14 protein-coding genes and 1 riboswitch are annotated in these 13669 nt (G+C 48.1%); of the genes, 4 read left to right on the forward strand and 10 right to left on the reverse strand.

All coding sequences use genetic code 11. From position 1 onward, the window contains the following. Positions 1-39: 39 nt before the first annotated feature. From moaE to moaA, 5 genes are all read right to left on the reverse strand, one after another. Positions 40-480, reverse strand: coding sequence for a molybdopterin synthase catalytic subunit MoaE (gene moaE, locus RN22_RS22195; protein WP_046307874.1), 441 nt, complete (start codon positions 478-480; stop codon positions 40-42). 3 nt (positions 481-483) lie between these two features. After that, positions 484-729 carry a molybdopterin synthase sulfur carrier subunit gene (gene moaD / locus RN22_RS22200; protein WP_046307876.1) on the reverse strand — a complete coding sequence of 82 codons (246 nt, stop codon included), beginning with the start codon at positions 727-729 and terminating at the stop codon, positions 484-486. Then, a complete protein-coding gene (gene moaC / locus RN22_RS22205; RefSeq protein WP_039850558.1) occupies positions 726-1205 on the reverse strand; it encodes a cyclic pyranopterin monophosphate synthase MoaC in 480 nt (159 codons plus the stop codon). The genes moaD and moaC overlap by 4 nt, the downstream gene beginning before the upstream one ends. Before the next feature lie 3 nt (positions 1206-1208). Next, entirely contained in the window at positions 1209-1721 is a 513-nt protein-coding gene (gene moaB, locus RN22_RS22210) for a molybdenum cofactor biosynthesis protein B (RefSeq protein WP_002541950.1), read from the reverse strand. Between the two features lie 37 nt (positions 1722-1758). Further along, positions 1759-2745, reverse strand: a complete 987-nt coding sequence (gene moaA, locus RN22_RS22215) for a GTP 3',8-cyclase MoaA (RefSeq protein ID WP_046307878.1) — start codon at positions 2743-2745, stop codon at positions 1759-1761. Further along, a riboswitch (molybdenum cofactor riboswitch) is annotated at positions 2734-2869 on the reverse strand. Its footprint overlaps the gene before it by 12 nt. Positions 2870-3356: 487 nt before the next feature. On the opposite strand from moaA, the gene RN22_RS22220 reads away from it, so the two are divergent. Both RN22_RS22220 and yvcK read left to right on the forward strand, forming a co-directional pair. Further along, on the forward strand, positions 3357-3926 hold the full coding sequence (locus tag RN22_RS22220; RefSeq protein ID WP_002541953.1) for an LON peptidase substrate-binding domain-containing protein: 570 nt from the start codon (positions 3357-3359) through the stop codon (positions 3924-3926). Positions 3927-4089: 163 nt separating this feature from the next. Then, positions 4090-4977: a uridine diphosphate-N-acetylglucosamine-binding protein YvcK gene (yvcK, locus tag RN22_RS22225; RefSeq protein WP_046307880.1), complete on the forward strand. Its 888-nt coding sequence runs from the start codon at positions 4090-4092 to the stop codon at positions 4975-4977. On the opposite strand, the gene RN22_RS22230 is transcribed toward yvcK, so the two are convergent. The 3 genes from RN22_RS22230 to uvrB form a co-directional block, all read right to left on the reverse strand. After that, entirely contained in the window at positions 4939-5298 is a 360-nt protein-coding gene (locus tag RN22_RS22230; protein ID WP_002541956.1) for an Hpt domain-containing protein, read from the reverse strand. The two genes, yvcK and RN22_RS22230, sit on opposite strands and share 39 nt — an antisense overlap. Before the next feature lie 3 nt (positions 5299-5301). Beyond that, complete coding sequence (gene luxO, locus RN22_RS22235) at positions 5302-6753, reverse strand: quorum-sensing sigma-54 dependent transcriptional regulator LuxO (RefSeq protein ID WP_002541958.1); 1452 nt, start codon at positions 6751-6753, stop codon at positions 5302-5304. Between the two features lie 305 nt (positions 6754-7058). Next, entirely contained in the window at positions 7059-9083 is a 2025-nt protein-coding gene (gene uvrB / locus RN22_RS22240; RefSeq protein WP_046307882.1) for an excinuclease ABC subunit UvrB, read from the reverse strand. Between the two features lie 176 nt (positions 9084-9259). Between uvrB and RN22_RS22245 the strand changes: the two genes are divergently transcribed. Next, complete coding sequence (locus RN22_RS22245; protein ID WP_046307884.1) at positions 9260-9988, forward strand: SDR family NAD(P)-dependent oxidoreductase; 729 nt, start codon at positions 9260-9262, stop codon at positions 9986-9988. 2 nt (positions 9989-9990) lie between these two features. Then, positions 9991-10836 carry an amidohydrolase gene (locus RN22_RS22250; RefSeq protein WP_046307886.1) on the forward strand — a complete coding sequence of 282 codons (846 nt, stop codon included), beginning with the start codon at positions 9991-9993 and terminating at the stop codon, positions 10834-10836. 82 nt (positions 10837-10918) lie between these two features. Here the strand turns inward: RN22_RS22250 and RN22_RS22255 are convergent, their stop codons facing one another. Then, positions 10919-12094 (reverse strand): mandelate racemase/muconate lactonizing enzyme family protein, encoded by a 1176-nt coding sequence (locus RN22_RS22255; RefSeq protein WP_002541964.1) that lies wholly within the window; start codon positions 12092-12094, stop codon positions 10919-10921. 33 nt (positions 12095-12127) lie between these two features. Next, a complete protein-coding gene (locus RN22_RS22260) occupies positions 12128-12895 on the reverse strand; it encodes a class II aldolase/adducin family protein (protein ID WP_046307888.1) in 768 nt (255 codons plus the stop codon). Positions 12896-13669: the final 774 nt, after the last annotated feature.

Genomic DNA, 13669 nt, shown 5'->3' on the forward strand with positions numbered 1-13669 from the left:
GCTAGGATGAGCAGATATTTACTACGATTGGTATAATAATTACCAGCGCTTTGCTGCGTCCTCATCACTGTCACGCGCCTCAATCCAGCGCTCTTGATCCGTCAGGCGTTCTTTTTTCCAAAATGGCGCTTTGGTTTTCAGGTAATCCATCACAAACTCGCAAGCTTCAAATGCAGCGCCACGGTGCGCACTGGAAACACCCACAAACACAATTTGGTCACCGATATCTAGAGCACCTACACGGTGGATAACACGAACATGTGTCAGCGGCCATCGTGACTTGGCTTGCTCAACAATCTCAGCCAAGGACTTTTCCGTCATGCCCGGGTAATGCTCCAGGGTCAGACCCGTGACATTGTCGCCAAGATTCATGTCGCGAACTTTGCCGATGAAGGTCACGATAGCGCCATCGCCAGCATGATCATTCAATCGCTGGTATTCTTCTGCGACGGAGAAATCCTGTTCTTGTACTGAGATCATTGATCAGCCTCCGGTCACCGGTGGGAAAAAGGCAACCTCGTCACCTGCTTTCACTGGCGATGACAGCTCAGAAATAGTCTGGTTGATCGCCACCAGAAGCTTACCCTGCTCCAATGCCAAAGCCCATTTGTCGCCTTTTTCTGCAAGATGCTGACGGATGTCTTCCGCAGATTGGAACTCACCTTCCAGTGTCAGAGACGCCGTGCCCACCAACTCTTTAACCTGAGCAAAAAAGAGTACCTGAATCATCCTTCCACCTTAAAGTGTCCTGATTTACCGCCCGTTTTTTCCAGCAGACGAACCTGACTGATCACCATGTCTTTTTGCACAGCCTTACACATGTCGTAGATGGTCAGTGCTGCCACTGAAGCAGCCGTCAGCGCTTCCATTTCAACACCTGTTTTGCCGGAAAGCTTACAAACCGATTCGATACGTACCTGCGAAGTTTCTGGCAAAGCCTCCAGTGATACTTCCACTTTCGACAACATCAAAGGATGACAAAGAGGAATCAAATCCCAGGTGCGCTTAGCAGCTTGAATGCCGGCTATACGTGCAGTTGCGAACACATCACCTTTGTGGTGCTTGCCTGAAACAATTAGCGCCAGTGTATCCGCCGCCATGGTCACAAATGCTTCCGCGCGTGCCTCTCGAACCGTTTCCGCCTTCGCGGAAACATCCACCATGTTTGCCTCTCCAGAGGCATTAATATGTGTAAAGCCGCTCATGAATTATTTACCTAGATGCGGCATGAAATTACACGGACGGTGGCTCGCATCCAACTGCTGCTTAATAATGCCATTCCAACCGGTGCGGCATGCCCCTGTAGAACCTGGCATCCCAAAAATGACAGTGTGGTTAGCAAAACCGGCAATCGCACGAGATTGAATGGTTGACGTGCCAATTTCTTGGTAAGAAATCGCTCGGAACAGTTCACCAAAGCCCTCCACTTCTTTGTCGAAAAGTGGTTTCAGCGCTTCTGGCGTGCTATCGCGGGAAGTAAAACCTGTACCGCCAGTGATCAACACAGCCTGTACGTTTTCGTCAGCAATCCACTGGGAAACAATCGCGCGGATCTTGTAAATGTCATCAATAACGATTTTTTTATCCGCCAGTTGATGACCCGCATCTTGCAGCGCATCAACCAAAAACTTGCCTGACGTATCGTTTTCTTCAGTGCGAGTGTCGGAAACAGTCAGAACTGCAATTTTTGCAGGGGAAAACTCAGTAACAGCGTGACCCATAAAATTTGAACCTCAATGAATGATGTCTTGAACGGCGTTATCCGCCGATAGAAGCCAGGTGCGGCGTCATGCCTGTGTGCCCCTGATCTAGAAAATGACTTTGCTTTTTGTTTGCCAAAGCGTTCTGAATTCGTGCAATCAGAGCCTTTTCCTGCGTATCGTCCTGAAGCAAATCACGGAGTTCAACGCCGTAATCACCAAACAAGCACATGTGGAGCTTACCTACTGCAGAGACACGGAGACGATTGCAAGAATCACAGAAATCTTTCTTGTACGGCATGATGAGACCAATCTCACCGGTATAGTCTGGATGACAGAACACTTCTGCAGGGCCATCGCTTTGATTGCGGACCTTCATAATCCAACCATTAGCGATCAAGTGATTTCGGATAGACACACCAGACACGTGGTGATTCTCAAACAGGGAATTCATCTCGCCCGTTTGCATCAACTCGATGAATCGTAGTTGGATTGGCCTATCTTTTATCCAATTCAGAAAGGCGGGTAACTCTCCGTTGTTCAGGTCCTTCAGCAACACAGCGTTGACCTTTACCTGCTCAAACCCCACATCGAAAGCGGCATCAATACCACGCATCACCTGATGGAATTTATTCTCACCTGTGATCTGATGGAACATACGAGGATCAAGACTATCAACACTGACGTTGATATTAGTCAGACCTGCTTCACGCCATTCCTGCGCATGCTTCTCAAGACGATAACCATTGGTTGTCATGGCAATTTTCTCAATGCCATTCTGCGCGGAGATCATCGAAACAATGTCAGTGAAATCTTTGCGTAGCGTGGGTTCCCCGCCCGTGATACGCACTTTAGAGGTACCACAATCAGCAAACGCTGCTACCACGCGATGAAGCTCATCCAACGTCAGGAAGCTTGAGTTTTTTTGCGTAGGCTTATAACCGTCCGGCAAGCAATACGTGCAACGGAAGTTACAGACATCAGTAATAGACAACCTCAAGTAATAAAACTTGCGATTGAAGGAATCTTCAAATTGAACAGCCACGAAACACCTTTCCAAATACGGGAGACGGACACATTTCTATGGCCGCCCTGGTGACTCAGGGTCACGGCCTAACCCGCATATTCTGGCGAACTTAGCGAATTAGGCTTCGGAGTTACCTGCGTCCGGTATTGTCATTGATAACAATAAGACCGGAGCTTTATGCATAATCTAGCAAAATTTATCTTTCGCTAACAAGAAATGTCCCTCACTTTCGTGCAGATATGCCAACGCCTTAACTTTTTACTTACTGTCTCAAAACACAAACAGATCTGAGACGGAACCTTAACGCACAATTTTGTCACAACCGATGTGTGGGATGTCTATTTGGACTTGGAAACGGAAATTTCAAGCCAACACCTCTTTTCCGATCCATACTCAATCAAGGCAAAACGTGATGTCATTGCATTTTGATAGTTCGCCAATCGCAAATTCGAATTGCATTTTGCGACATGGAAAATGAAATGTCCGTAAAATCAGTCATGTAATGTCTGGGCATTGAAATTGCACTATCGATTGTACGACACGGGTATTTAAGTAGTTCCGATATTAAACACATAAGAAAAGGTGGCTCAGGGAAGAAGTGCTAAGCCACCAGCAAAAACCGGGAGCTAATGATGACAATTACTTTGCCAATCCTCTTCAACAACCGTCATATCCTTCCTTCCGGCCGTCTGCCGTTGCGCGTGACACCGGGAGAACAGTTGAACACCGTGAAGTATGCGATGCGTAACGGCATGGACATCGGCGTTTGCATGGACGAAACCAGCCCTATTGGCGCAGGTATTGGAACAAGGGTCACTATCGAAGATTTCAGCGTGGCTGCAGATAGCGGAGCGCTGACGATAACAGTATGCGGTCACGAAAGCTTTGTGATCGACAGCATTAAGGAAAACGAAGCTGGCGTTGTCGAAGCCGTCTGCCAAACTCTGCCAGCATGGCCAGAACGTGCAGTCAGTAACGACGCTCAACCTTTGGCAGAGCGCCTGCTGATTATGTTTGAGCGCTATCCTGAGCTGAGCTCGTTGCACAAAAAACCAAACTTTGATGACTTAAGCTGGCTTTGCCAGCGCTGGTTGGAATTGCTACCAATACCAGCGAGTGAAAAACAAGTTCTTATGGCTGCGCATACCTGCAGTGACACCGCAGAATACCTACTCAGCCTGATGAAAGATCCTCACTAATCTTTCCTACCCTCACCGCTTAAAAAGACCAGTTCAGGCTGGTCTTTTTTTGTTCTTTGCGTGACCGGAAACCTAAAAATTGGTCAAAAAGACGAGAGAAAACGCATTCTTTTTCGAGTCATACCTTATTATTGGCAATAGAAACGAATAAAAACGAAGTGCGATGAAACAACCAAAATATAAAATCGTTGCTGTTGGTGGTGGGCATGGCCTAGGTCGTGTCTTGTCAGCGCTGAGCGAGCACGGAGAGCTTGTCACAGGTGTTGTAACAACAACAGACAATGGCGGCTCTACCGGCCGGATACGTGCCTGCCAGGGCGGGATTGCCTGGGGTGATACCCGAAACTGCATAAATCAGCTAATTACTGAGCCTTCAATCGGTTCAATGATATTCGAGTACCGGTTTAAAGGTAACGGTGAGCTTGATGGTCATAACTTGGGCAATTTAATGCTGACAGCATTGGACAACCTGTCTATCCGCCCTCTTGAGGCTATCAACCTGATTCGGGATATGCTTAAGGTATCCACCCATATTGTTCCGATGTCTGAGCACCCTGCCGATCTGGCTGCGCAAACCAGCACAGGGGAAGTGATTGCAGGCGAAACAGATGTAGATGAATTACCCGAACCACCAGCTCGTTTGATGTTGGAACCGGTTGTTCCAGCAACCAAAGAAGCGGTAATGGCTATTCAAGAAGCAGATCTGGTGGTATTGGGACCTGGAAGCTTCCTCACCAGTGTGATGCCGCCTCTGTTGTTGCCGGAAATAAACCGGGCACTCAAGCAAACGCAAGCCAAAGTTATCTTTATCCGAAATCTAGGAAAGGAACACGGGCCTGCAGGGCAAATGTCTCTCAAAACCATGCTGAATTGGTGTGAACGCTCTATGGGTGGGCGCGGAATAGATTTGGTATTGGGACCGGATATCGATGAAGAGCTCGGCGATGAGCACCAGCAAGTGGTGGCAGACTTGGCCTCTGCCAACCACCAGTGGCGTCATGACAGGGACAAATTATCCCAGTCGATCGAGCAGATCTTGCTGACCTGCTAACGCTTTATATTGAACTGCAGTACCCTGCAGCATTGTTGTCAGACGAGGCAATTGGTCATGAACCCATGATTCTTGGCCTTGTTTGACACGAGATTCACACTCACGTGCCAATTCTGCCAATTCGTCTGCGCCGAAACTGGCCGCGCTACTTTTGATCGCGTGGCTAATTTCACGTACCTGCATTGCGCTTGGTGCTTCTGAAAGTTGATCTGAATATCGGGTTAGTTCGTCACTAAATACCACGAGAAGCGAAGATACCGTGTCTTCGCCTACTTCAACCGCCAGCCGCCGCAACGTCTCATGATTCACTGTCGACGCCATAACTCAGTTCCTTTTTTCTTGTGATTCTTGCCAACTTTGCAGCTTGCGATAAATAGTCGATGGGCTCACTTCCAACAGGCCTGCAGCCTGCGGGATGTTTCCATCACACGCGTCAATCGCAATTTGTATCGCTCGCTTTTCAACCAACCAAAGAGGTTCAATGTCAGCTTTCGTCACTGTCCCCTGGTTTACTAACGCTGGCGCGACAGCAAAATTTTCGTCGCGCGAAGGAGCAATTGCAGCTTGCGCAGTTGCTCTAGCAGGAGTAGATGCAATTTTGACACCAGAAACTGTATTTAGCGGCGGTGGCAGCATTTGTTCTGTGACTTCTCGCGCATTGTGTAACACGACAATATTGCGAATAACGTTCTGCAACTGGCGAACGTTTCCGGGCCATTCGTAGGTCAACAGACGGCTGGTCACCTCAGCATTGAAGGTACGAAAATCTTTTCCTTCCTCCATCGCAAACATCAGCAACAGCGATTGCGCGATCTCAACCACGTCTTCACCACGATCACGCAGAGGAGGCAATGCTAACGGAATAACGTGTAGTCGGTAGTAGAGATCTTCACGGAAATTGCCTTTCAGCACTTCTTCCCACGGATCACGGTTTGTCGCACAAACAAACCGCACATCGACTTGTTTTACTTTGGAAGAACCTACTTTCTGGAAGGTTCCCGTTTGAATAAAACGCAGCAGCTTGGATTGAAGATCCAAATCCATTTCGCAGATTTCATCCAAAAACAGGGTACCACCATCGGCCATTTCCGCCGCGCCTTCGCGCTCGGACGCAGCACCAGTAAAGGCTCCTTTTACATGGCCAAACAATTCACTCTCAATGAGATCTTTTGGTATCGCTGCACAGTTGATTGCCACGAACGGCTTTTTGGCACGCGAGCTTGCCGCATGCACGGCCTCCGCACACACCTCTTTACCTGTGCCACTTTCACCCGTAATGAATACCGTGGCTTTACTCGGTGCTGCCGAGTCGATAACACGATAAACCGCCTGCATCGGAACACTGTGACCAATAAAGCCGTAGTATGCTCCCTCAGGTGATTGCCCTCCGATTTTACTCTTTGGTTTCAGCGCGTTATTGACAGTTACCCGTAACAAGTCCGCCTCGCACGGCTTGATTAGAAAATCACTCGCCCCGTAACGCATGGCTTCAACTGCCGCATCAATTGATCCATGCGCAGTCATGATCACCACAGGAATGTCTGGGTGGTGTTGTCGAATTTCGGAAAGCACGTCGAAACCAGAAATATCAGGCAAGCGCAGATCCAAAAGAACTAATGAAAAACTGCCTGAAGAAAAATGGTGGATGGCCTCTTGGCCAGTACTTGCAATCTCAACCTCAACATCAAGTGGGTTAAGATAAGACTTGTACAAAGCAGCCACTGAAGCGGTGTCTTCCACCATTAAAATGCGTTTTTTGGCGCCAGAATCTAGCATTGAACCCCCGCCATCGATCCCCAAATAAATCTATCTTTTTATTAGAAAGTCAGTACCAGTATAACGCCGATTTTTGTCTACACAGCACTATCGGCGCGTTTTGCATTGCAATTTGCAAAAGAAATTGCAAATAAGATTGTTCTAATGAACTGAAATTGCGATTTTGAGCGGCAAAAAATATTGGCACACTTACTGCATTATTAAAAGCGACCCTTCTGGGTCACCTAGCCAACTGACGTTGTTTGTGAGCACTTCGTTCACTGAAACAAGATAGCCAACCGACCTATTTGCGGTTGGCTTTTTTTTTAGCTGTTTCGAATGAATAATGCACGCAAATCAGCGATTTCGTCTCGCAAGCCCGCTGCTGTTTCAAACTCCAGGTTCTGGGCAGCCTCATACATTTGCGCTTCCAACTTCTGGATCTGTGCCTCAATCTGCTGAGGTGATTTAGCCACATAGGCCGCATCTTCTTCTGCCACTGCTTTAAGTGATGCAGACACTTTCGGTTTTTGAGGTCGACGCTTGCCGCCAAGTTCCATCACATCTGCAATTTTTTTATTCAACTTCTGCGGCACGATGCCATGTTCTTTATTGTGTGCCTGTTGTTTGGCGCGGCGACGCTCGGTTTCCTCAATCGCACGCTGCATCGAACCCGTGATAGTGTCGCCATAGAGAATGGCTTTACCTGCTAAGTTACGCGCTGCGCGCCCGATTGTCTGAATAAGCGAACGATCTGAACGCAGGAAACCTTCTTTGTCCGCATCCAAAATGGCCACCAGTGACACCTCTGGCATGTCGAGACCTTCCCGCAGCAAGTTAATCCCCACCAGAACATCAAATTCACCCAAGCGTAAGTCCCGGATGATTTCCACCCGTTCTACTGTATCGATGTCTGAGTGCAGGTAGCGGACACGCACGTCGTGCTCTTCCAGATACTCAGTAAGGTCTTCCGCCATGCGCTTGGTCAGTGTGGTCACCAGTACTCGCTCATCTTTCTGCGTACGGAGACGAATTTCAGAAAGCAGATCGTCCACTTGAGTCGCTACGGGACGCACTTCTATTTCTGGATCAAGAAGACCCGTTGGTCGAACAACCTGATCAGCGATTTCGCCATCTGATTTCTCGAGTTCGTATTTACCCGGCGTTGCAGACACATAGACAGTTTGCGGTGCCAGTGCTTCGAACTCGTCAAACTTGAGCGGACGGTTATCCAGTGCTGAAGGTAACCGAAAGCCATACTCCACCAGCGTTTCTTTGCGCGAGCGGTCACCTTTATACATCGCACCTATCTGCGGCACAGTCACATGCGATTCGTCGATGATGAGAAGACCATCAGCAGGCAGGTAGTCAAACAGGGTTGGTGGTGGCTCCCCTTCGGTTCGGCCACTCAAATAACGCGAGTAGTTCTCGATACCGGAGCAGTAACCCAGCTCCTGCATCATTTCGAGGTCAAAGAGGGTGCGCTGGGAAATACGCTGCTCTTCAATCAGCTTATTGTTTTCCAACAGGACTTTTTTTCGGTCAGCCAATTCAACTTTGATGTGCTCAATGGCGTCTAGAATTTTCTCACGCGGCGTCACGTAGTGAGTTTTCGGATAAATCGTCGCCCGAGGAAGATTACGTTCAGAAATCGATCCCGTCAGCGGGTCGAAGACGCTGATGCATTCCACTTCATCATCAAATAGCTCAATGCGAATAGCATCACGATCAGATTCTGCAGGGAAGATATCAATCACTTCGCCACGGACGCGGAACGTACCACGACTAAAAGCCTGATCGTTCCGGGTGTATTGAAGCTCTGCAAGCCGGCGTAGAATCGAGCGCTGCTCTATCATGTCACCACGGCGCAGGTGCAACATCATCTTTAGATAAGAGTCCGGATCACCCAGACCGTAAATCGCAGAGACGGAAGCAACAATCACCACATCGCGGCGTTCCATCAGAGCTTTGGTTGCGGAAAGACGCATCTGCTCAACGTGTTCGTTTATAGACGCATCTTTTTCAATAAAGGTGTCGGAAGCGGGCACATAGGCTTCAGGTTGATAGTAGTCGTAATAAGAAACGAAATACTCCACCGCATTTTCCGGGAAGAACTCTCGCATCTCACCGTATAACTGCGCTGCCAGCGTTTTGTTAGGCGCCAATATCATTGTTGGGCGCCCCGCCTCGGCAATCACATTGGCCATGGTGTAAGTCTTCCCCGACCCCGTCACACCCAACAGCGTTTGGTGTGCCAGACCAGAATCCAGTCCATCCAACAACTGGTTGATTGCGGTAGGCTGGTCGCCTGCGGGTTTAAATGGTGATTGCAGTTTAAAGGTCTTGCCCATCTTGCTTCCGTGGCTCAATCATCAAACCACTCATTTTGCGCGCTCAGTCTCCTAAGTCAACTGACAAGATACTGACAAGGCTCAGAGTTGTTGACACGCTCGGTTTCCACACCGAAGATCTCTTCCATACTAAAGAGGTCGGCACAGCCCACCAACATGAATATCTGAGGAATATGATGAAAAAAGTAGCGGTAGTAACCGGTGGCTCAGCAGGGATCGGCCTAGCGGTCGTCGATGGATTTATTGCAGAGGGATACACCGTTTACTCGCTGGATATTCAGCAAGGCCCTCGCGGAAACTGGGTGGATTGCAATGTGACGGACTCAGCCGCTATAGATGCCGCTGTTAATCAGGTCATTGCAAATGAAGGTCAGATTGATGCTCTGGTGTGTAACGCCGGTGTCCATTTCAGCTCAAACATTGAAAACACCAGCGAAGAAGACTTCGATCGCGTCATGAGCATCAATGTCAAAGGCGCTTACTACGCGATTCGCGCTTGCCTGCCAACCATGAAAGCGGCGAAATCTGGCAGCATAGTGCTGCTTGGTTCAGACCAATGCACCATCGCTAAAGGCAATTCCTTTGCCTATAACCTGAGTAAGCACGCGATTGCGTCGATGGCAAAAACCACTGCTCTCGATTATGCCCAGTTCAACATCCGCGCCAACGCTGTATGTGCAGGCACCACAGAGACACCGCTTTATCATAAAGCGATTGATGCCTACTGCGAGCGTTCGGGGGCAGATAAAGAGGTCGTCCATAAAGAAGAAGGTAATTTGCAGCCACTGGGACGCATTGCTCAGCCGGAGGAAGTAGCCAACATGGTCATTTTCCTAGCGAGCGACAAAGCCAGTTTTATCACGGGCAGCCTTCATGCTGTTGATGGCGGCTACACGGCTCAGTAACCATGAAATTTATCGATCCTCACCTACATTTATTCGATCGCCAGAAAGGTCAATACGGTTGGCTGCAAACTGGCAATCCCCCTTTCTGGCAGGATAAAGCCGTTATACAAAGGGACTTTTCTGAATCAGACTTGGAGGTTTCTGCACCCGCAGAACTTGCGGGCTTTGTGCACGTTGAAGCAGGGTTCGATAATCAAGCTCCCTGGCGAGAAATCGAATGGCTGGAAAGCACCTGCCAATTGCCATTCAGAAGCATTGCCTGTGCAGACCTGACTTTCTCTTCCGAAGCCTTCAGTGAGCAGGTAGCACGCTTAAAAACGCTGAACTCTGTGGTAGGGGTCCGACATATTCTGGATGACGACGCAGTAGCCTTGTTAAGCAATCAGCAGGTAAAGAGCAATCTCAGACATCTAGAAAAAGAAGGTTGGATCTTCGAAGCACAATTTGATGCTAACGATGACAGAGCTGTTACTGCATTTATCGATGTCATTGGCCACTTACCTTCTCTCAGTGTTGTCCTTAACCACGCTGGTTTTCCACCGGCAGCAAACTCTTCGGGCTGGAAGGAGAATGTTGAGAAGCTTTCTGGTTTGAATAACCTTTGGGTGAAGGCCTCAGGTTGGGAAATGACGGACAGACACTTTCCGGTTAATGCTATTGCGCAAACCATCGAAACTTTAATTGCCGCATTTGGACATGACCGAGTCATGCTGGCGAGCAATTTCCCTCTGACACTGTTTAGAACGTCTTACACAGAGCTTTGGCAAGACTATCTGGCACTCGACTTTCCTAAGGAAGCTCTCCACAAGATCATGTATCAAAACGCTTCCACGTTTTATCGTCTCTAGGATCTGTTGACCATTGGCTGAACGGCAGAGAAAAAACAACCCGCTCAAAGGCGGGTTGTTTCGTCAGTATCCCATCGAGCGATTACTTAATCTCAATACGTGGTGAGCGCATGACCACTTCATCGTTCAACTCAATGCCAATACCCGGCTCTTCTGACACCTCAAAGAAACCATTCACCGGCTGAGGATCCTGAATACAAAGTTCGCGGTTCCACGACTTAATCGCATAAGTGTGGTGCTCATGGATCAGGAAGTTTGGAATTGCCGTTTCCAGATGTAATGAGGCCGCAGTCGCCACAGGGCCACCACAAACGTGCGCCTGAATGCGAACATCAAAGATGTCTGCGTAATCACAGACTTTCTTAGTTTCAGTAAAGCCGCCACACAGGCCGATATCCGGCTGCAGTACGTCAACACTTTGGTCTTCCAGATACGGGCGCACACCCCAACGGTTATACAAACGCTCACCACCGGCAATTGGCACGTTAACGCGGTCAGCCACTTTCTTATGTAGGGAATGGTTGAGGTAGTTCACCGGCTCTTCGTAATACATGCAGTCGAACTCTTCAGCAATCTCACCCAGTTGAATCGCCGTTGTTGCACCAGGCAAGCTGTGGCATTCAAAAATGATGTCCACTTCGTCACCTACCGCTTCACGAATGGCTTTCATACGCGCGCGGTACAATTTCATTTCTGCACGGGAAATGATTTTGGTGCGCTCGTAGTAGGTGTTGCCATCTTTGTCGTACATGATTGGGTCAACCTTGACCGCATCATAACCTTCAGCAATCGCTTTAAGCGCCGCTTCTGCATATTCTTCCGGCTGTGACAGTGCTTTGAATTCTTTGTCCCAGTCAAACTGAAGCTGAGACGCATAAGTGCGCAGCTTGTCATTTACCTTACCACCCAGAAGTTGATAGACAGGAAGGCCAAGTGCCTTTCCTTTAATGTCCCAAAGCGCCGTATCAATCGCACTCATCGCAGCATAGACAACAGGACCACCGCCTAATCCCCAGAAACTCTCTCGCAACATACGCGACCACAACATTTCTGTCTGAAATGGGTCGTGACCAATTAAGAATGCCTCGGCCATTTCTTTAATCATGTTTGCGGCTGCGCTATGCCCCAAATCGTAAGCAAGACCTGCCTCGCCCACACCACTGATCCCTTCATCAGTGTGAATACGCACAAATACCGGGTTCCAAGGCGGTCTTTCCGGGCAATGAATATCGAAAACTTCGACTGACGTGACTTTCATCCATGTACTCCAAATCGTCTTTTTATTTTGTCTTTATTCCATAAAGCTTGGGTCAATGCGCCAAGCTTTTCGAAGAAGTGATGGCCAAGCGAGTTGCCCGCCTGTCACACCGGAATGAACAACATTTGCCTGAGCAAAAATATTGTCCTGAATAGTCTGAGGAACAGAAACGGCTTCTTTGCCTGCTGCCTGCAACATTAACTGAACTTCGCAAGCGCGCTGCATATCGTAAAAACGCATGAAGGCATCGCCCACGGTTGGGCCTAAGGTTAAACCACCATGGTTAACCAGCAACATATGATTGGTGTTACCAAGATCTTCCTGCAATCGCTTTCGCTCATCTGCATTCACCGCAAGACCTTCGTAGCCGTGATAAGATAGCGAAGGCAGTGAAAACATCGAATACTGGCTAAGCGGTAATAAACCTTCTTTTTGGCTCGCGACTGCAATGGTTTCATTAGTATGCAGATGGATCACACAGTGTGCATCAGAACGCACTTCATGGATTGCACTGTGAATGGTGAAACCGGCAGGGTTAATCGTGAAAGGGGTGTCGTCGAGGATATTTCCATCCAAATCGACTTTTACCAGATTAGAAGCGGTGACTTCGTCAAATGCCACACCAAAGGCATTCACCAGATAAGTATCGGTATCAGGTATACGTAAAGAGAGATGCGTATAGATAAGGTCATCCCAGCCCATATTGGCGACGAGACGATAGCAAGCCGCTAGGTCGACTCGACGTTGCCATTCAATCTCGCTGATTTTTCCTTTGAGGTTCAGTTTGGGTAGCGCTTCCACAATTTATTCCTTTTTTGCTCGTTCCCTGCCCTTTCAGCTTGTCTTATTTGTGCTCGGCTGGCAAATAACTGGCGAATTTGTGCGGCCTTGGGAAGAAAATAATTAACACAGGCAATGTGCACAACTCGAAATTATCATTTACCGACGATCAACTGGACAAAAATCACTCAATCACTTTGTATTTAATGCTTTTCGTACTAAAGCGTTCAATTCTTCTTCTACTCAGCATACTCAACAATGAGATCTGATGGGGATAAAAGTGTTGATTAACACACTTATCCACAGATTTTGTGGGTAACCCTCGCAAAGGCAAACCAGAAAAGTGTTCCAAAATGTCAAACCCTTTTTCTTATATTCGACAGTAAATCGACTGATCGCACACGAAAAGCACTTATGAGAGCTATATCACACTATCAATTTACCGGATCTCGTTGCCATCTTACGCATTTGAACCACTGGGCAGACACATCTGACTTCAGCGCTGTTTAAGTTTTGTTCAATCTAAGTTAGACCCCTATCCGAAACGTAAAGACATACGCAAACACATAGACTTTTAGGGATGTGGTGATGGCGATTGAAATTTTTTAAATAGACAGAGAACCAAGCCTTTATTTGCAGCATACAAAGCCCACAGAACAAAAAATCAGCCAATCTTGATCGTACATTAAGCAGATGATTTAAATTCCTCAAAATGTGCGTTTTCGGTGGTTGACAGCCTACAGGGCGATAGCTAAGATTCGCCCCGCTTTGAGCGATTCCCCCTTAGTTCAGTCG

The sequence above is a fragment of the Grimontia sp. AD028 genome, from assembly GCF_000973155.1.
GTDB lineage: Bacteria > Pseudomonadota > Gammaproteobacteria > Enterobacterales > Vibrionaceae > Enterovibrio > Enterovibrio indicus.